The organism is Pantoea rwandensis (genome assembly GCF_002095475.1).
In the GTDB taxonomy this organism is placed as follows: Bacteria; Pseudomonadota; Gammaproteobacteria; order Enterobacterales; family Enterobacteriaceae; genus Pantoea; species Pantoea rwandensis.
The window spans coordinates 88,265-107,544 of record NZ_MLFR01000014.1; the positions used below are offsets into that span (position 1 = coordinate 88,265).

Sequence of the window (19,280 nt, forward strand, 5' to 3'; positions counted from 1 at the left end):
TTTTTTATGGTGTAAACCGGTTCGGGGAGATTTATCTCGCGCCCCGACAGCGACAATGTTGCGTTCAGACGCGCAATGCATTGCTGCGCTACGCTTGATGCGGCAGAGAGGACGCTAAACCCGATTCTTCGCCAGTTCGCTGATAAAACCCTGCACCCACTCCATCCGCGCTTTACGTTCTTCCAGATCGCGGGTGAACCTCAGGCGGGTTGGGCCATCCAACTTCCACTGTTTGGGATCTTTTTGCAGCAGGCCAATCAACCAGCCGGGATCGACATGGTTCTGCGGCGCAAACTCGAAGAATCCGCCTTTCTCACTGGCTTCAATTTTACGCACGCCCAGCTCCCGCGCCACCAGACGTAAACCTGCCACATCCAGAAGATTTCGCGCTGCGTCCGGCAACTTGCCAAATCGGTCGATCATTTCAACTTTCAGTTCCGCCAGTTCTTGCTCGTCACTGGCTGAAGCAACGCGTTTGTAGAGTGACAAACGCGTATTCACATCGGGGATAAAGTCATCCGGCAGCAGCGCAGGCATACGCAGTTCGATTTCGGTCTGATTGCTAGTGAGATCTTCCAGTGAGGGTTCGCGTCCGGCTTTCAGTGCATCGACGGCGTTTTCCAGTAATTCCATATACAGCGTAAAGCCAATGGTCTCCATTTGGCCGCTCTGATCTTCACCTAACAGTTCACCGGCACCACGGATCTCCAGATCGTGAGTTGCCAGCGCAAACCCTGCGCCTAAATCTTCCAGCGAGGCGATGGCTTCCAGACGTTTCTGGGCATCGGTTGTCATGGCTTTGGGATGCGGTGTCAGCAGCCAGGCATAGGCTTGGTGATGCGAACGACCGACACGACCGCGCAATTGGTGCAACTGTGCCAGGCCGAAGTGATCGGCGCGTTCAATGATGATGGTGTTGGCGCTCGGCACATCAATACCGGTTTCGATAATAGTGGTACACACCAGCACGTTAAAGCGTTGGTGGTGGAAATCATTCATCACCCGTTCCAGATCGCGCTCGCGCATTTGGCCGTGACCAATGGCGATACGGGCTTCAGGCACCAGTTCCGCTAAACGTTGTGACGCTTTTTCGATATTCTCGACATCGTTATACAGGTAGTAGACCTGACCACCACGCAAGATTTCACGCAGTATCGCCTCGCGCACCACTAAGCTATCGTACTCACGCACAAAAGTTTTCACCGCCAGGCGTCGGGCTGGCGGCGTGGCAATGATCGACAGATCACGCATGCCGCTCATCGCCATATTCAAGGTGCGTGGAATCGGTGTGGCGGTGAGTGTGAGGATATCGACATCGGCGCGCATCGCTTTGATGCGTTCTTTATGACGCACACCGAAGCGGTGTTCTTCATCAACAATCAGCAGCCCGAGATCGTGCCACTTCAGGTCGTTTGACAGCAACTTATGAGTACCGATCAGGATATCCACTTTGCCTTCTTGCGCCTGTTCCAGCACCTGGCTTTGCTCTTTAGCGCTGCGAAAGCGTGAAAGCATCTCAATGCGCACAGGCCAGTTGGCAAAGCGGTCACGGAAGTTGTCGTAATGCTGCTGAGCCAGCAGGGTAGTGGGCACCAATACCGCAACCTGTTTGGCATTCTCAACGGCGAGGAAAGCGGCGCGCATCGCCACTTCGGTTTTACCAAAGCCCACGTCGCCACATACCAGGCGGTCCATTGCCAGCGGCTGGCACATATCGCTCAGCACAGCGTTAATCGCCTGGCCCTGATCCGGCGTGGTTTCAAACGGGAAGCCTTCGCAGAACAGTTGATATTGATCCCGATCGTGCTTAAAGGCGAAGCCGGTTTTAGCCGCGCGTTGGGCATAGATATCCAACAGTTCAGCGGCGACATCGCGCACTTTCTCTGCTGCTTTTTGCCGCGCGCGCGACCAGGCATCACTGCCTAATTTGTGCAGCGGGGCATTCTCGTCTGCGCCACCCGCGTAGCGACTGATCAGGTGTAGTGATGAGACAGGGACGTAAAGCTTGGCGTCACCGGCATAAGACAACATCAGGTATTCAGCCACAATACCGCCCGCTTCCAGGGTGGTCAGGCCAATGTAGCGACCCACGCCATGCTCCAGATGCACCACCGGCTGGCCAGGGTGTAACTCGGCCAGGTTGCGGATCAACACATCGGGATTGATGGTGCGGCGATTATCCTGGCGACGACGACTAACACGCTCACCCAGCAGGTCGCTTTCACAAATCAACGCACGATGACCTGCGCTATCAATAAAGCCACGCTCGCTGGCACCGATCATCAAACTGTGGGGCTGTTTGGCGGCTTCTTCAAAGCGCTCAATGGGTTGCGGGCGCAGTTTGATGCGCGCCAGCAGCTCCTGCAAGCTTTCACGACGGCCTTCACTTTCCACCGAGAAAATGATCTGCCCTTCGAACTGTTCCATGAACTGGCGCAGCAGATCGAGTGGCGCTTTGGCCTGTGCCTGCACCGTCAGTTCAGGCAGCGGTTGATAGCCGAGATTGGTATTGGCGGCTTTATTGGGCAGGGTTTCGCTGCTCAACTGCATGCGCGGCCAGGCTTTTAACTCACCCAACAACGCATCAGGACGCAACCACAAGGTGGCCGGTTCCAGCAGTGGGCGCATGGGGTCGATGCGGCGGTTCTCATAGCGTGCATTGGCGTCCTGCCAGAAACGATCCGCACTGCTGTGGAGATCGCCGTTGTTCAGTACCAGCGTGTTGGCGGGCAGATAGCTGAACAGCGTCGGTAGCTCTTGTTCAAAGAACAGTGGCTGCCAATATTCGATACCTGCGGGTAACGTGCCTTTGCTCACCTGCTGATAGACGTGTTCCGGCTCGCGGCGCACATCAAAAATTTCGCGCCAGCGAGTACGAAAAAGCTCTATCGCGGCTTTATCGGTGGGGAACTCGTGTGCAGGCAGGAGATTGATGGCTTCAACGGCTTCCAGTGTGCGCTGGCTGTCGACATCAAACAGACGCAGGCTATCAATTTCGTCATCGAAGAAGTCGATGCGATAAGGCTGATCGCTGCCCATCGGGAAGAGGTCAAGCAACGCACCGCGCGTGGCATATTCACCGTGTTCCATCACTTGATCAACGTGGCGATAACCGGCTTGCTCCAACTGGTCACGCAGCGCATCACGCGAAAGTTTTTGTCCCTGTTTCATCACCAGCGCATGGCCGTGCAGGAAACTGTGTGGGCAAACGCGTTGCATCAGCGTGTTGACCGGCATAATCAGCATGCCACGCGTTAGGTTGGGCAGTTGATACAACGTAGAGAGACGTGCGGAAATGATGTCCTGATGCGGTGAGAAACTGTCGTAGGGCAGTGTCTCCCAGTCGGCGAGATTAGTGACTGGCAGATCGGTAAACTGACGAATCTCCTCCTGCAGACGCAGGGCAGATTGCATATCCGGTGTAATCATCAACACTGGGCCAGGGTGGCGTTCAGTAATACTCGCGCACTCAACCGCCTGCGCGGCGCCAATCAGTTCGCCAAGCTGACGATGATCGCCTGCTTTAGCAGGCAGGGTATAACGACTCTGTTCCGACATAAGGACTCGACATTCTCTCCTTGGATTCCAGGGCGTCATCATTCCATAATCTGCCTTGAGGATCATCTGTCACGGTGCTATTTCTCATCGCCCTTCATACTTCGCACTGTGGCCGCGTTGGCTGCGCCTGCGAACCCCAGTCACTGACTTCAGTAAGCTCCAGGGGATTCACAGGCTTGGCGCCTTGCCACAGCACGAATTATTTTGGGCTTACTTCAGTAAGTGACTGGAGTTTCATTTCCTTGCCGCGTGATTTAATTTGCGGCTTTAACCTGTGGAACAGCGCCTTGAATTATTGGGGAACAGTCACTTACTGGATTGCTGTGTATAGTGCATACGCGGACGATCGACGTTAGCCCATGACAGCTCTTTCTCCAGATGGTAGCTGTGATTGCCGTCGTCCCACTTCACGTAATAGCCGGTTGGCGCATCTCCCTGTTCAAAGACGTTCACGATCTCGCCTCTGATTTCTCCCGATTTGTGTTTTACAATACTGCCCTTCGGAAATCTGAACATGGATGTACTCCTTTTCGCCCTTCATACTTCGCGCTGTGGCGGCGTTGGCTGCGCCTGCGAATCCCAGTCACTTACTTCAGTAAGCTCCTGGGGATTCACAGGCTTGCCGCCTTGCCACAGCGTGAATTATTTTGGGCTGACTGCGGTGCCTATTAAAAAGGCTTAATGCGTTGCCGGGTTAAAATATGTGCTGCATAAGAAAGTCTACCGCAGGGCATGCTTAATAAACGCACAATTAGTATCATTATTTTGTCGCAATTTTATGCATTGCCGCAGATTGCGACGTATTTGGATGCAACTTTGCCGCAGACTCAGAGGGTTAGAGGTTTCATAAAGCACACGGCTCCTTTATCATCCCACTACTTATTTTCAGGCAACTGCCAAGACGGATCTCATGTATCAACCAGTCGCGTTATTCATCGGTTTGCGCTACATGCGTGGACGTGCCTCAGACCGCTTTGGTCGCTTCGTCTCCTGGCTTTCAACCATTGGTATCACGCTCGGCGTGCTGGCATTGGTGACCGTGCTGTCAGTGATGAACGGCTTTGAGCGCGAGTTGGAAGGCAATATCCTCGGCCTGATGCCGCAAGCGCTGGTCACAAGTGACAAAGGCAGCATCAATCCGCAACAAATGCCCGCGCAGGACCTCAAATTGCAAGGCGTGACGCGCATGGCACCCCTGACTACCGCCGATGTGGTGCTGCAAAGTGCGCGCAACGTTTCGGTCGGCGTGATGCTGGGCATTAATCCTGACGAGCAAGATCCGCTGACACCGTATCTGGTGAACACTCAGCAGAGCGTGCTGCAACCGGGTCAATACAATGTGATCCTCGGTGAGCAACTGGCCTCGCAGTTGGGTGTTAAACGCGGCGATCAGCTGCGCCTGATGGTGCCTACAGTGAGCCAGTTTACGCCGGTGGGCCGTTTGCCAAGCCAGCGTATCTTTACCGTGGCGGGCACTTACGCTGCCAACAGTGAAGTCGATGGTTACCAGATTCTGGTGAATCAGCAGGACGCATCACGCGTGATGCGCTATCCGCTGGGTAACATCACTGGCTGGCGCCTCTGGCTTGAAAAGCCGCTCAATGTGGATGCCTTCAGCGAACAGAAACTGCCTGATGGCTTGACGCTAAAAGACTGGCGCGAACGCAAGGGCGATCTGTTCCAGGCGGTGCGCATGGAGAAAAACATGATGGGGCTGCTGCTCAGTCTGATCATCGCCGTGGCAGCGTTCAACATTATTACGTCTCTTGGCCTGCTGATCATGGAAAAGCAGGGCGAAGTGGCGATTCTGCAAACCCTGGGCTTAACGCGTCGCCAGATTGTCGCGGTGTTTATGGTACAGGGCGCCAGTGCTGGCATTATCGGCACACTACTCGGCACATTGCTCGGTGTGCTGCTGGCGAGCCAGCTTAACAATTTAATGCCGGTGATCGGCCTGTTCCTTGATGGCGCGGCCCTGCCAGTAGACATCAATGCCTGGCAGGTGATCACCATTGCGCTGGTCTCAATGATCGTTGCGCTGTTGTCTACCCTATATCCGTCATGGCGCGCTGCCGCCGTACAACCCGCTGAGGCTCTACGTTATGAGTAATACCCCCTTGTTGCAGTGTCGTGACCTGTGCAAACGCTATCAGGAAGGCAGCGTGCAGACCGATGTGCTGCGCAATGTGGCTTTCACCTTGCAGCCGGGCGAGCTAACGGCCATCGTTGGTAGCTCCGGTTCGGGTAAAAGTACTTTGCTGCATCTGCTGGGTGGCCTCGATGCACCGACCTCGGGAGACGTGGTGTTTGACGGCAAATCACTCAATGCGATGTCGTCCTCGGCAAAAGCCGAGCTGCGTAATCGTGAACTGGGCTTTATTTATCAGTTTCATCACCTGCTGCCGGACTTTAGCGCGCTGGAAAACGTGGCGATGCCACTGCTGATCGGAAAAACCGCGAAAGCCGAAGCGGCCTCACGCGCCCGTGAAATGCTGGCAGCTGTGGGACTGGAAAAACGTGCTGCCCATCGTCCTTCTGAGCTATCCGGTGGAGAACGTCAACGTGTCGCCATCGCCCGTGCATTGGTGAATCGTCCACGCTTAGTGATGGCCGATGAACCCACGGGTAACCTCGATGCGCGCAATGCTGATGCGATTTTTGAACTGCTCGGCGAACTCAACGTTCAGCAGGGCACTGCCTTTCTGGTGGTGACGCACGATCTCAACCTGGCCAAGCGTCTTAGCCGCCAGATGGAGATGCGAGACGGGCAACTGAACGACCAGCTGACGTTGGGAGCGATCTAATGGGCTCATCTTTATCCCTGCTGCTGGGTCTACGGTTTAGCCGTGGTCGGCGGCGTGGTGGTATGGTCTCGCTGATCTCCATCATTTCCACCATTGGTATTGCCCTCGGTGTGGCGGTTCTGATTATTGGCTTGAGTGCGATGAACGGTTTCGAGCGCGAACTGAACAAGCGCATTCTGGCGGTGGTGCCGCACGGTGAAATCGAGCCGGTCAACCAGCCGTTCCGCAACTGGCAGCCGATGATTGCGCCAATCGAAAAAGTGCCGGGCATTGCTGCCGCGGCACCTTACGTCAACTTTACCGGCTTGATCGAGAGTGGCGCCAAAATGCAGGCGCTACAGGTGAAAGGCGTCGATCCGCAGCAAGAGTCACGCCTCAGTGCACTGCCGAGCTTTGTTGATGGTGATGCCTGGCAGCAGTTTGCTGCAGACAAACAGCAGATCATTCTCGGCGGGGGGATCGCGAAGTCGCTCAACGTGAAGCAGGGCGACTGGATCACCATCATGATCCCTAATAATGACGGCGAAAATAAGCTGCTTCAGCCGAAGCGGATTCGTCTGCAGGTCTCAGGCATTCTGCAACTGAGCGGGATGTTGGATCACAGCCTGGCGCTGGTGCCACTGGCAGATGCGCAGAAGTATTTGGATATGGGCGACAGCGTCAGCGGTATTGCGCTGAAGATGAACGATCCGTTCCAGGCGCAAAAGCTGGTGCGTGATGCCGGTGAAGTGACGCACTCTTACGTCTACATCAAAAGCTGGATTGGCACTTACGGTTACATGTACCGCGACATCCAGATGATCCGCGCCATTATGTATCTGGCGATGGTGCTGGTGATTGGTGTGGCCTGTTTCAACATCGTCTCAACCTTGGTGATGGCGGTGAAAGATAAGAGCAGCGATATCGCAGTGCTGCGAACGTTGGGCGCGAAAGACGGTTTGATCCGTGCCATTTTCATCTGGTATGGCTTATTGGCTGGATTGCTCGGCAGCCTCAGTGGTGTCGTCGTCGGGGTGTTGGTGGCATTGAACCTTACCCCGATGATTCGCGGGCTGGAGCACCTGACGGGTCATCAGCTCCTCGCGGGCGATATTTACTTTATCGACTTCCTGCCGTCAGAATTGCACTGGATTGATGTGATTTCGGTACTGGTGACGGCGATTGTACTCAGTCTGATTGCCAGCTGGTATCCGGCACGCCGAGCCAGCCGTATCGATCCCGCTCGCGTACTGAGTGGTCAGTGATGATAAAAACGCAGCTGCCTTCGCGGCTGCGCACATTTTGAGCGACTGTAGCATGCAGCCGTCATGCGTAGCCGCTATTATCGGGAACCATTAACCCGTACAAAACACCCGACGTGCGGCCATAACCGCCGCAGATTAAGGAGCCTTTATGCGCATACCGCGCCGCCGCCTACGACTCGCCCGCGACAAGAAAAACCGCCGCAAAGTGCATCAGCGCTTTCGCCAGCGCATCTTTGAACGCGATCGCAAAGCTGAACTGGCTGCGCATCCGCAACCGCGCGTAGTGGTGCTGACCGGCGCTGGAATCTCCGCCGAGTCAGGTATTCGTACCTTCCGCGCAGCCGATGGATTATGGGAAGAACATCGGGTTGAAGATGTGGCCACGCCCGAAGGTTTCCAGCGGGATCCTGCATTGGTGCAAGCGTTTTACAATGCGCGTCGTCGCCAGCTGCAACAGGCGGACATCCAACCTAACGCGGCGCACAAAGCGCTGGCGGAGATGGAGCAGGTATTAGGCGATAACTTCCTGTTGGTAACACAAAATATCGACAACCTGCACGAGCGTGCAGGCAGTCAACGTGTGCTGCATATGCACGGTGAACTGCTGAAAGTGCGTTGTGAAAGCAGTGGCCAAGTACTGGATTGGACAGAAGATGTCACGGAGAACGATCGCTGCACCTGCTGTCAATTCCCAGCCAGGCTGCGCCCGCATGTGGTGTGGTTCGGTGAAATGCCGCTAGGCATGGAAGAGATTTATCAGGCAATTGAACAGGCTAATCTGTTTATTGCGATTGGCACCTCAGGCCACGTTTATCCGGCTGCTGGCTTTGTTCATGAAGCCAAACTGCATGGTGCACACACCGTTGAGCTGAATCTGGAGCCGAGCCAGGTGGGTAACGAGTTCGCGGAAAGTCAGTACGGCTTAGCCAGCGAAGTGGTGCCGGAGTTTGTCCATACGTTTTTGCAGGGGCTGTATAAGTAAGCTTGTCTCTGGTTAAGCAATTCGCGCTGAGAACGCTAACCTGAAGGATAATGATTTGACGCAACATGGCGCTCGCCAAGCGCCATGATAATAACGCAGGTTCTTAAGAGGGATGACAAATGGATCAATTACTTGAGCGTTTTCTCAGTTATGTGGCAGTAGAAACTCAGTCAAAACCGCAGGCGCGACAGGTGCCAAGCAGTGAAGGGCAGTGGGCGCTGGCGCGTCAGTTACAGGAAGAGCTGATCGCACTGGGGTTTGTGGATGTCTCCCTCAGCGATCATTGCTGCGTGATGGGTACCTTACCTGCCAACGTTGATTGGCCGACCCCGGTGGTTGGCTTTATTTCGCACATGGATACCTCCCCAGACTTCACTGCCAAGAACGTTAACCCGCAAATTATTGAAAATTATCGTGGTGGCGACATTGCGCTGGGCAACGGTGATGAAATCCTCTCGCCGGTGATGTTCCCGATCCTGCACAAGTTGATTGGCCATACGCTGATCACCACCGATGGCAAAACCTTGCTCGGTGCAGATGATAAAGCCGGTATTGCTGAAATCATGACAGCGATGGCGCGACTGGCAAAAGACGATATTCCACACGGTGCGATTCGTGTGGCTTTCACGCCAGATGAAGAGATTGGTCGCGGAGCCTCACATTTCGATGTTGAAGGGTTTGCGGCAGATTGGGCCTATACCGTAGACGGCAGCGATCTTGGCGAATTTGAGTTCGAAAACTTCAATGCAGCGACGGCGATGGTCAAAATCACCGGCAACAATGTCCATCCAGGTAGTGCGAAAAACGTCATGGTCAATGCACTGGATCTGGCGATGCGCTTCCATGCTGAATTGCCGGCGAAAGAAAAACCGCAGTTTACCGACGGCTATGAAGGCTTTTTCCATCTGCACACCATTAAAGGTACGGTCGAACACGCTGAGTTGATGTATCTGATTCGGGATTTTGACGCCGACAGTTACGAGCAGCGTAAAAAAATGCTCGAAGAGATTGGCCAGCGCATCAGCAAAGGGTTGCACAACGACTGTTCAGTGAAAGTGGAAATCAGCGACAGCTACCGCAACATGCGTGAAAAAGTTGAACCGCACCCACAAATTATTGAGCTAGCACTGCAAGCGATTCGCGATTGCGGCATTGAGCCAGTAGTGAAACCGATTCGTGGTGGCACCGATGGTTCTGCACTGTCCTGGAAAGGATTGCCGTGCCCGAACCTGTTTACCGGAGGTTACAACTATCACGGTAAACACGAGTTCGCGTCACTGAATGTGATGTCGCAGGCGGTGGACGTGATTGTGCGCTTATCGGCGCTGGTGGCCGAGAAGAAATAGCATTAAAAAAGGCCTGCTCAGCAGGCCTTTTGATTAGGCTATCTCGTAGATGCGCAATGTATTGCGCAAAGGTCAGCATTTGTTTGCTGCAGACTCGCGCGATAAATCGCGCCGCTACGAGACGTGATTTCTACTCACCAAAGAACCAATAACCGCTGTTCACCAAGGCGGCAAGCTGCGCCAGCAGTGAAGGGTCATCCAGTGCATCGCCAAAATCTTCTAGCGTCAGAACCTGACTGCGCGCCAGTGCTGCCAGCACTTCTGGATGGCTGCATGCGACACGTTCACCATTCACAAACACTGCATCACCAAGTTTCAGCACGCGCAGCCCGCCAAGGCGTGTCAACGCATCACCCTGTTGCAATGCATCGTAAATCTCATCGGGTTGGTATGGCGGTTCCGGCGGTGCGATATCCAGCTCATGGCGAGACTGTGAAATAAACTCACCAAACCATTGATTGAACTGCTCTGGCTGATTGATGACATCCAACATCACCTGGCGAATCCCTTCCACTTCAGAAGGTAGGATCTGCGAGGGACAATCACGAGAAGGGACATCCGGATCGCTGAAGCGATAGCTGCCCAGCTCGTGTGCCAGCATATAGTCAGCAAAGCCGCTGATCAGCTCTCGGCCATTTGGCGCGCGGAAGCCCACCGAATAGTTGATGGCATTCTCCAGCGAGTAACCTTCATGCGGGAATCCAGGCGGAATATAGAGGATATCGCCGGGCTCCATCTCTTCATCAATGATGGCGTCGAAAGGCTCAACCTGCAGCAGATCAGGGTGCGGACAGTGCTGTTTCATCGGCACTTTTTCGCCGACGCGCCAGCGACGACGGCCGGTGCCCTGAATGATAAACACATCATATTGATCGAAATGAGGACCCACGCCACCGCCCGGCACCGCGAAGGAGATCATCAGATCATCCATACGCCAGTCTGGCAGAAAACGGAAAGGGCGCATCAGCGCGGCGGAAGGTTCGTGCCAGTGGTTAACAGCCTGAACCAGCAGCGACCAGTTGCTTTCGCCGAGATGATCGTAGCTTTCGAACGGGCCGTGGCTGACCTGCCATTTACCATTGTTATGACTGACAAGGCGACTATCCACCTCGTTTTCCATTGCCAGACCAGCAAGCTCGTCAGGAGAAATAGGATCAATGAAGTTTTTAAAACCACGCTTGAGCACCACCGGGCGTTTTTGCCAATAGCGCTGAATAAAGTCGGGCCAGTTGATATCGAGCTGATAGTCCATACGAGGTGTTCCGGTTAGGGCCATGAATGCAGGCAAGTATAACAGCCCGCAGCCCTTTCTACTCGCGGTGATGTTCAACTTCCTGACGCTGGAAAATCACTTCCATGCGTGCACCGCCGAGTGGGCTGGTGGTCGCAATCACCTGGCCGGCGTATTGTTCGAGGATGTCACGTACCACGGCTAAACCCAACCCTTGACCCGGACGCAACGTATCGGCGCGCTGGCCGCGCACGAAGATCAGGTCGCGTTTGCTTTCGGGAATGCCTGGGCCATCATCGTCGATAAACAGATGTAGCGCTTTGTCGGTTTGCCGTGCGCTGACCTCAATAAATTCGAGGCAGTATTTGCAGGCGTTATCCAGTACGTTACCCAGTACTTCCATAAAGTCATTTTGATCGCCGATAAAGGTCAGTTCTGGCGAAATATCCAGCGTGATCTCCACCCCTTTACGTTGATACACCTTGTTGAGTGCGGAGCAGAGGCTGTCGAGCAATGCCGAGACGGAATGAAGATCGCGCTGTAATGGATTGTGATCCGCCTGCATGCTGGCGCGGTGCAGGTAGTAGCCAATTTGCTGCGAAATACGGCTGATCTGCTCCAGCATGACCGGTTCAGCTTGCTCAATAGTGAACTCTTTACCGCCACGCAGTGAGCGCAAAGTACTTTGCAGCACCGCCAGTGGCGTTTTCAGACTGTGTGTTAAATCTGATAACGTGGTGCGGTAACGGGTGTAACGCTGGCGCTCATTGGTGAGCAGCAGGTTGAGGTTACGCACTAAGCTGCGTAACTCCTGAGGTGGATTGTCGTCAAGGTTCTCGCGATGACCGGTTTCAAGCTCGCGCACCTGTGAAGTTAGATGGCCGATAGGACGCAAACTCCAGTGTGTGGCTAACCACAGCAGCGGAATAACCAGCAGCAAGTTGGCAGCCAGCACGTAGCTGAACCATGACCACACCACATCGGAGTGTTGCAACTCCTGCGGAATAGAATCGACCACCACAATCGTCAACGCCGGTAAATTGGTGGTGGCATCGTAGCGGTTAACGGCAACGGAGTGAGTAAAAGTGTCATTGTTGTCGCTATCCAGTTTATGCAGCCGCTCTTTGACTTCGGAATTATTACCGATGGCGGCCAGACTGGTGCGGTTGGTGGTGTCGATCTCATAGAAATCAGGCTTCAGCAGCCATTCGCGCCGGATATTCTTGCGGATGTCGGGGACATCACGCTGCTGCCACAACAATTTGCCGTGTTCGTCATAGATAAACACCAGCGTGGGGAAATTCAACGTCATTCGCTCTGGCTGAGCGATGGTGAGCTTGTTGTTTTGCCACTGGGCGAGCGTAAAGAACAGGTTGCTCTCGCCGCGCATCACGCGGTAGGTGTTCTTATCGAAACTCACCACATAACCGACAACCGCCACCATGCCGTAGGAAAGGGATAAAAACAGCACAATGGCGGAGGTCGCCAGCAGAAAGCGGGCGCGTAAAGAGAAAGGGCGTTGACGGCGTAACCAGTTCATTAATTAGAGATCAAAACGATAGCCCTGGCCGCGTACAGTGTTAATCACTTCCGTCGGATGCAGCGCGAGAATTTTTTTACGCAGGCGACCCATCAAGACATCAATGGTGTGGCTTTCGCGCAGTTCAGCATCGGGATAGAGTTGCAGCATCAACGAATCTTTGCTGACGACTTTTCCGGCGTTGCGGATCAGGGTTTCCACGATGGTGTATTCAAAAGCAGTGAGTTTAACCGGCGCGTCATTCACCGTCACCTCACGGCGTGACAGATCAACCTGGAACGGGGGCATGGAAATAATTTGTGAAGCGTGTCCGCTGTTGCGACGCATCAGCGCCTGTAAGCGAGCCGCCACTTCTTCGATATGAAAAGGTTTAGTGACGTAGTCATCGGCACCGGCTTCCAGCGCTTCAACTTTAGCCTGCCAGCCCTCGCGAGCGGTAAGGACCAGAATCGGCTGACGAATGGCGTCACTGCGCCAGCGGCGGATCAATGACATGCCATCTTCATCGGGCAAGCCTAAATCAACCAAGGCAATGTCCGGAATGTGCTCCTGAAGGAAGTAATCGGCTTCTTTCGCATCTTCGGCGGCATCAACCTGATGGCCCATCTCACGCAACTGCACGGCGAGGTGGTGACGCAGCAGGGCATTATCTTCCACAACCAGAACACGCATAGTATTTCCTTACCTTCAAACTCAGTGATGATGGCAAAAGTATATGCGAAGCGAGCTAAACAACATAACAACACAGGCGCGGGGTGCGCGCCTGTGTAAGGGAAATTACTTCAGGTCGTCAACCATTTGAATGGCACGACCGAGGTAATTTGCTGGCGTCATCAGTTTCAGACGCGCTTTTTCCTCTTCTGGCATTTCCAGGCTGTCGATAAACGCCTGCATGCCGGCGGCATCAACACGCTTACCACGCGTCAACTCTTTCAGTTTCTCGTACGGCTTCTCAATACCGTAACGACGCATCACCGTCTGGATCGGCTCTGCCAGCACTTCCCAGTTGTGATCCAGTTCGTCCAGTAGACGATCGCGGTTCACCTCCAGTTTAGAAATACCTTTCAGCGTTGCCTGGTAAGCGATCACGGCATAGCCCACGCCCACACCGAGATTACGCAGCACGGTGGAGTCGGTCAGATCACGCTGCCAGCGTGAAACCGGCAGCTTGCTCGCCAGATGCTGCATCATCGCGTTCGCCAGACCGAGGTTACCTTCGGAGTTCTCGAAGTCGATCGGGTTGACTTTATGCGGCATGGTAGACGAACCAATTTCGCCGGCGATGGTTTTCTGTTTGAAGTGATTCAGGGCAACGTAGCCCCAGATATCGCGGTCAAAGTCGATCAGGATGGTGTTGAAACGCGCGATGCAATCGAACAGCTCAGCGATGTAGTCGTGCGGCTCAATCTGGGTGGTATACGGGTTCCAGGTGATGCCCAGCGAGGTCACGAACTGCTCACTCAATTGGTGCCAATCCACTTCCGGGTAAGCGGCAATGTGCGCGTTATAGTTACCGACCGCGCCATTGATTTTGCCGAGCACTTCAATCTTGCTCAGCTGACGCAGTTGGCGTTCCATGCGGTAAGCGACGTTAGCCATCTCTTTACCCATGGTGGATGGGGTCGCTGGCTGACCATGCGTGCGCGACAACAGGGGAATATCACGGTATTCCTGTGCCAGGCCTTTCACGGCATCGATGATTTTGTTCCAGAACGGCACGATGACATCGCGGCGTGCAGTGTCCAGCATCAGCGCATGTGACAGGTTATTAATATCTTCGGAGGTACAAGCGAAGTGGATAAACTCAGAGACGGCATGCAGTGCGGCAACATCTGCCACTTTTTCTTTCAGGAAATACTCAACCGCCTTTACATCGTGGTTGGTGGTGCGCTCGATAGTTTTGATGCGCGCCGCATCTTCTTCACTGAAATTGGCGACAATGGCATCAAGGAAAGCGTTTGCGTCAGCATCAAATGCAGGAACTTCCTTGATCTCTGCGGTCGCGGCCAATTTCTGTAACCAGCGAACTTCAACTTCAACGCGGAATTTCAGCAAACCGTATTCGCTGAAAATCGCACGCAGCGGGCTGACTTTATCGCCGTAACGGCCATCGACAGGTGAGACGGCGGTCAGAGAGGATAATTCCATCAGTGCAACTCCTGAATCGTTAACAAATTAGGGCAGGGCGGCGTTTAATACGCCGGGCCCAGCCGGGATAAAATGGTTTTGGCTTCACGCAGCAGACGCTGGCGTGAGAACATCAACTGCAGGCGGCCACCGCCAACCTGCTGCCATAACACAGCAGCGCGAATACCGGCCAGTAAGGTGGCGCGTACTTTGCTCTGCACTTGAGTATTCTGTAACACCTGCGGTGAACCGGTCACTTGAATACGCGGGCCAAGTGGGCTGATCACATCCACATAAATACCCGCCATGGCGCTGGTAATGGTTTCTGATTCCAGTTCATAGTGCGCCAATTGACGATCGAGCTGGCTAATGCGCTGCGCCAAAGTATTTAACGCGGCCTTGTTACCGTTCAGCTTGCGTTCCAGCACCATCATGCTCAGGGTGTAGCGTGTCAGTTCCGCGCCCGCGCCCTGGCGGCTTCCGGTATTCAGTACTGCCATCAGCGTCTCTAACCCCAAGTGGAGATTGGCTTCATCGTTGCCAAACACCGCCAGCGTAGAGCCGGGATTCAGGTCCAGTAAGCTGCGAAGTGACACATTCAACGCAGCGCTATTGCAGTTGCCCTGATGCGCTAGCTGCTGTACCAAATGGGCGGCCTGGCAAACGCCCGCGAGCGCGAGCGTAATTTCATAATAGTTCTTAGCCACGCTTAACTCCTGTCATCGCGCCAGCAGTGCCGAATTAAGCTTCTGCCAGCGGCAAGCGCTGTTCAATAATGCCGCCACCGAGGCAAACATCACCCAGATAAAACACGGCCGACTGGCCTGGCGTGACGGCCGCAACCGGCTCGTCAAAACGCACTTCAATACGTTGGTCATCAAGGGGAACGATTTCACACGGAATATCGGTCTGACGATAACGGGTTTTCACCGTGCAACGTAGTGGCGCAGTGATGGGTTGGCGATCGACCCAATCAAGTTGCTGCGCGATCAGTCCAACGGACATCAAGCGCGGATGATCGCCGCCTTGCGCCACAATCAGACGATTACGTGCCACGTCTTTATCCACCACATACCAAGGATCGTCATTGCTCTCTTTACGACCGCCGATGCCCAATCCTTTGCGCTGGCCGAGTGTGTGATACATCAAGCCCTGATGTTCACCCACAATTTCACCGTCAACGGTTTCAATTTCGCCCGGCTGAGCAGGAAGATAACGGCCAAGAAAGTCGCGGAATTTACGCTCGCCGATAAAACAGATACCGGTGGAATCTTTTTTCTTCGCGGTGATGAGATCGAGCTCTTCGGCAATACGGCGAACTTCCGGTTTCTCCAGTTCGCCCACCGGGAACAGACTTTGTGCAATCTGCTCATGGCTCAGGGTGTAGAGGAAATAGCTCTGGTCTTTATTGCCGTCAAGGCCGCGCAGCAAATGGCTGGTGCCATCAACATCCGCACGGCGGACATAGTGTCCCGTGGCGATAAAGTCTGCACCGAGATCTTCTGCCGCGAACTCGAGGAAGGCTTTGAACTTGATCTCTTTGTTGCACAGAATATCGGGATTCGGTGTACGGCCCGCTTTGTACTCCTCCAGGAAGTGTTCAAAGACGTTATCCCAGTACTCCGCCGCGAAGTTGATTTTGTGGAGTTTGATGCCGAGTTTGTCGCATACGGCTTGTGCGTCAGCCAGATCATCTGCAGCGGTGCAATATTCCTCGCCGTCGTCTTCCTCCCAGTTCTTCATGAACAGGCCTTCAACCTGATAGCCCTGCTGTTGCAGTAACCAGGCGGATACGGAAGAATCGACGCCGCCGGACATTCCGACGATCACTTTTTTCTGGCTGTTGTCAGACATGACGCACTCTTGATTACGATAAAAACAGGCGGCGCATTCTATCATGCCGAAGCCGGGCGCGCACCCTCGTGAAAAGGCCATTGGAACGGCGCAACCAGCTCCAGCGGATAACGCGCGCCTTGTTGCCACAAACGCACGCTTTCGGCCACCAGGGGTGAACGCAGCCGATTGGCTGTCAGAATCTGCTCTGGCGGCAACCACCAGCAGCAATCGATGTCGCGATCGTGCGGCGAAGTGTCACATTTTTCGGCCAGGTCAAGGCCAAACAGGAAACGCACAAAAGGTGTATCGTCGGGTGCGATCCACTGCTGAACGCCGAGAAAATACTCTGGTTTGGCGTCGATGCCGGTCTCTTCAAATAACTCGCGTTGAGCCGCTTCTAAAATCGTTTCATCCGCTTCTAAATGTCCCGCAGGCTGATTCCAGGTAATACGGCCATGAACACGCTCCTCTACCACCAGTAATTCACCCTGCGCCTGTACAATGCAGGCCACTGTTACATGAGGTTTAAACATCCTTCCTCCGAAATTGTTAACTAAAAGTTATTAAATATTTTAGACCTCGGTGCTGATATCGCGCCATGTGCCAGGGGCGAGATCGTTCAGCTGATACTCGCCCATCGCAAAGCGAATCAGGCGTAACGTCGGGAATCCAATATGCGCAGTCATGCGTCGTACCTGGCGATTACGCCCCTCATACAAGGTGATTTTCAACCAGGTGGTGGGGATGGCTTTACGTTCACGGATCGGCGGCTGGCGCGGCCAAAGCCATACGGGTTCATCCACGCATTCCACCCCGGCGGGCAATGTGGGGCCATCATTGAGGGTCACACCGTTACGTAATGGGGATAAATCTGAATCCTGCGGTGCGCCTTCGACCTGCACATAGTAGATTTTTCCGGTGCGTTTTCCCGGCTGAGTCAGTTGCGCCTGCAGCGCGCCATCGTTGGTCAGTATCATCAAACCTTCGCTGTCGCGGTCGAGTCGGCCAGCCGCGTAAACATCGGCAACGGGCACGAAATCTTTCAGCGTGCGGCGTCCCGCCTCGTCGCTGAATTGCGGCAGTACATCGAAAGGTTTGTTAAAGAGTATGATGCGTTGCGGCCCTTTCGGGCGCGTGTCACGGCGCACGGGCTTGCGTGCTGCGGCGTTTGGACGTTTATTCTGGTGAATTCGTTGAGAAGTTTTTCGCATGGTCTTTGCAGTCGGAAACAATCGGCGCATTATAGCGCGAAACTACGGTGATTGGCGTAGCGTAAATATTCAAGTAGTATTGACCCGCATCTTACAAATCATTAACAAAAAATCGCTCGAAGGAGAGGTTGATGGAAAGCAAAGTAGTTGTTCCGGCGGAAGGTCAAAAAATCACCCTGGTTCAGGGCAAACTCACTGTTCCGAATAACCCAGTCATTCCTTATATCGAAGGTGATGGCATCGGCGTTGACGTTTCCCCTGTTATGCTGAAAGTGGTTGATGCCGCTGTGAAGAAAGCCTACAACGGCGAGCGTAAAATTTCCTGGATGGAAATTTATACTGGTGAAAAATCAGTAGAACTCTACGGCCAGGACGTCTGGCTGCCGCAAGAAACCCTCGATTTAATCAAAGAATACCGCGTTGCCATCAAAGGCCCGCTGACTACCCCAGTCGGTGGCGGTATCCGTTCTCTGAACGTTGCGCTGCGCCAAGAGTTGGATCTGTACGTTTGTTTGCGTCCGGTTCGCTACTACACCGGCACGCCAAGCCCAGTTAAACGTCCAGAAGATACCGATATGGTGATCTTCCGTGAGAACTCAGAAGATATCTATGCGGGTATCGAGTGGAAAGCGGGCTCTGCTGAAGCAGACAAAGTGATCAAGTTCCTGCGTGAAGAGATGGGCGTGAAGAAGATTCGCTTCCCTGAACAGTGTGGTATCGGCGTGAAGCCGTGCTCTGAAGAGGGCACTAAACGTCTGGTCCGCGCCGCGGTTGAGTACACCATCACCAACGATCGTGATTCTCTGACCTTGGTTCACAAAGGCAACATCATGAAGTTCACCGAAGGCTCATTCAAAGACTGGGGCTACCAGTTGGTGAAAGAAGAGTTCGGCGGCGAGCTGATCGATGGCGGCCCATGGATGAAGTTCAAGAACCCGAACACCGGCAAAGAGATCATCGTTAAAGACGTGATCGCTGACGCCTTCCTGCAGCAGATCCTGTTGCGTCCAGCTGAATACGACGTTATCGCTTGTATGAACCTGAACGGTGACTACATCTCTGATGCCCTGGCGGCACAGGTTGGTGGTATCGGTATCGCACCAGGCGCAAACATCGGTGACGAGTGCGCACTGTTCGAAGCAACCCACGGTACGGCGCCTAAGTATGCTGGCCAGGATAAAGTGAACCCAGGTTCCGTAATTCTGTCCGCTGAAATGATGCTGCGTCACCTGGAGTGGTTCGAAGCCGCAGACCTGATTGTTAAAGGCGTGGAAGGCGCAATTGCTGCCAAGACCGTGACCTATGACTTCGAACGTCTGATGGATGGCGCTAAGCTGCTGAAATGCTCAGAGTTTGGTGACGCGATTATCGCGAACATGTAATTTGCCCTAAGGCAGAAAG

General features: G+C 54.0%; 16 protein-coding genes. 6 read left to right on the forward strand and 10 right to left on the reverse strand.

The genetic code is table 11. The features are described 5' to 3' along the window. Positions 1-114 precede the first annotated feature (114 nt). On the reverse strand, positions 115-3,558 hold the full coding sequence (gene mfd, locus HA51_RS14605; RefSeq protein WP_084935323.1) for a transcription-repair coupling factor: 3,444 nt from the start codon (positions 3,556-3,558) through the stop codon (positions 115-117). Between the two features lie 306 nt (positions 3,559-3,864). Continuing rightward, a complete protein-coding gene (locus HA51_RS14610; RefSeq protein WP_084935324.1) occupies positions 3,865-4,074 on the reverse strand; it encodes a hypothetical protein in 210 nt (69 codons plus the stop codon). A 394-nt stretch (positions 4,075-4,468) separates the two neighbouring features. Here HA51_RS14610 and lolC point away from each other — a divergent pair, with 394 nt between their 5' ends. From lolC to pepT, 5 genes are all read left to right on the forward strand, one after another. After that, complete coding sequence (gene lolC, locus HA51_RS14620) at positions 4,469-5,668, forward strand: lipoprotein-releasing ABC transporter permease subunit LolC (RefSeq protein WP_084935326.1); 1,200 nt, start codon at positions 4,469-4,471, stop codon at positions 5,666-5,668. Next, on the forward strand, positions 5,661-6,362 hold the full coding sequence (lolD, locus tag HA51_RS14625) for a lipoprotein-releasing ABC transporter ATP-binding protein LolD (RefSeq protein WP_084935327.1): 702 nt from the start codon (positions 5,661-5,663) through the stop codon (positions 6,360-6,362). The genes lolC and lolD overlap by 8 nt, the downstream gene beginning before the upstream one ends. Then, positions 6,362-7,606 carry a lipoprotein-releasing ABC transporter permease subunit LolE gene (gene lolE, locus HA51_RS14630; protein WP_084935328.1) on the forward strand — a complete coding sequence of 415 codons (1,245 nt, stop codon included), beginning with the start codon at positions 6,362-6,364 and terminating at the stop codon, positions 7,604-7,606. The genes lolD and lolE overlap by 1 nt, the downstream gene beginning before the upstream one ends. Positions 7,607-7,754: 148 nt before the next feature. Continuing rightward, a complete protein-coding gene (gene cobB / locus HA51_RS14635; RefSeq protein WP_084935329.1) occupies positions 7,755-8,588 on the forward strand; it encodes a Sir2 family NAD+-dependent deacetylase in 834 nt (277 codons plus the stop codon). Positions 8,589-8,707: 119 nt separating this feature from the next. Continuing rightward, positions 8,708-9,934 (forward strand): peptidase T, encoded by a 1,227-nt coding sequence (pepT, locus tag HA51_RS14640; protein ID WP_084935330.1) that lies wholly within the window; start codon positions 8,708-8,710, stop codon positions 9,932-9,934. Positions 9,935-10,064: 130 nt separating this feature from the next. Here pepT and HA51_RS14645 read toward each other — a convergent pair whose 3' ends face one another. From HA51_RS14645 to rluE, 8 genes are all read right to left on the reverse strand, one after another. Further along, the gene (locus HA51_RS14645; protein ID WP_084935331.1) at positions 10,065-11,186 is read right to left on the reverse strand and encodes a ribosomal protein uL16 3-hydroxylase; all 1,122 of its coding nucleotides are present in this window, start codon (positions 11,184-11,186) and stop codon (positions 10,065-10,067) included. A 58-nt stretch (positions 11,187-11,244) separates the two neighbouring features. Next, entirely contained in the window at positions 11,245-12,705 is a 1,461-nt protein-coding gene (gene phoQ, locus HA51_RS14650; protein WP_084935333.1) for a two-component system sensor histidine kinase PhoQ, read from the reverse strand. Positions 12,706-12,708: 3 nt separating this feature from the next. Further along, on the reverse strand, positions 12,709-13,377 hold the full coding sequence (gene phoP, locus HA51_RS14655) for a two-component system response regulator PhoP (RefSeq protein ID WP_084935335.1): 669 nt from the start codon (positions 13,375-13,377) through the stop codon (positions 12,709-12,711). A 105-nt stretch (positions 13,378-13,482) separates the two neighbouring features. Next, positions 13,483-14,853 carry an adenylosuccinate lyase gene (purB, locus tag HA51_RS14660; RefSeq protein WP_084935337.1) on the reverse strand — a complete coding sequence of 457 codons (1,371 nt, stop codon included), beginning with the start codon at positions 14,851-14,853 and terminating at the stop codon, positions 13,483-13,485. A gap of 44 nt (positions 14,854-14,897) precedes the next feature. Further along, positions 14,898-15,539: a high frequency lysogenization protein HflD gene (gene hflD / locus HA51_RS14665; protein WP_084935340.1), complete on the reverse strand. Its 642-nt coding sequence runs from the start codon at positions 15,537-15,539 to the stop codon at positions 14,898-14,900. 34 nt (positions 15,540-15,573) lie between these two features. After that, the gene (mnmA, locus tag HA51_RS14670; protein WP_084935343.1) at positions 15,574-16,686 is read right to left on the reverse strand and encodes a tRNA 2-thiouridine(34) synthase MnmA; all 1,113 of its coding nucleotides are present in this window, start codon (positions 16,684-16,686) and stop codon (positions 15,574-15,576) included. Between the two features lie 41 nt (positions 16,687-16,727). Then, positions 16,728-17,201 carry an NUDIX domain-containing protein gene (locus tag HA51_RS14675; RefSeq protein ID WP_084935345.1) on the reverse strand — a complete coding sequence of 158 codons (474 nt, stop codon included), beginning with the start codon at positions 17,199-17,201 and terminating at the stop codon, positions 16,728-16,730. Positions 17,202-17,240: 39 nt separating this feature from the next. Beyond that, positions 17,241-17,879: a 23S rRNA pseudouridine(2457) synthase RluE gene (gene rluE / locus HA51_RS14680; protein ID WP_245840222.1), complete on the reverse strand. Its 639-nt coding sequence runs from the start codon at positions 17,877-17,879 to the stop codon at positions 17,241-17,243. A 131-nt stretch (positions 17,880-18,010) separates the two neighbouring features. Here rluE and icd point away from each other — a divergent pair, with 131 nt between their 5' ends. Further along, a complete protein-coding gene (gene icd / locus HA51_RS14685) occupies positions 18,011-19,261 on the forward strand; it encodes an NADP-dependent isocitrate dehydrogenase (RefSeq protein ID WP_084935350.1) in 1,251 nt (416 codons plus the stop codon). Positions 19,262-19,280 lie beyond the last annotated feature (19 nt).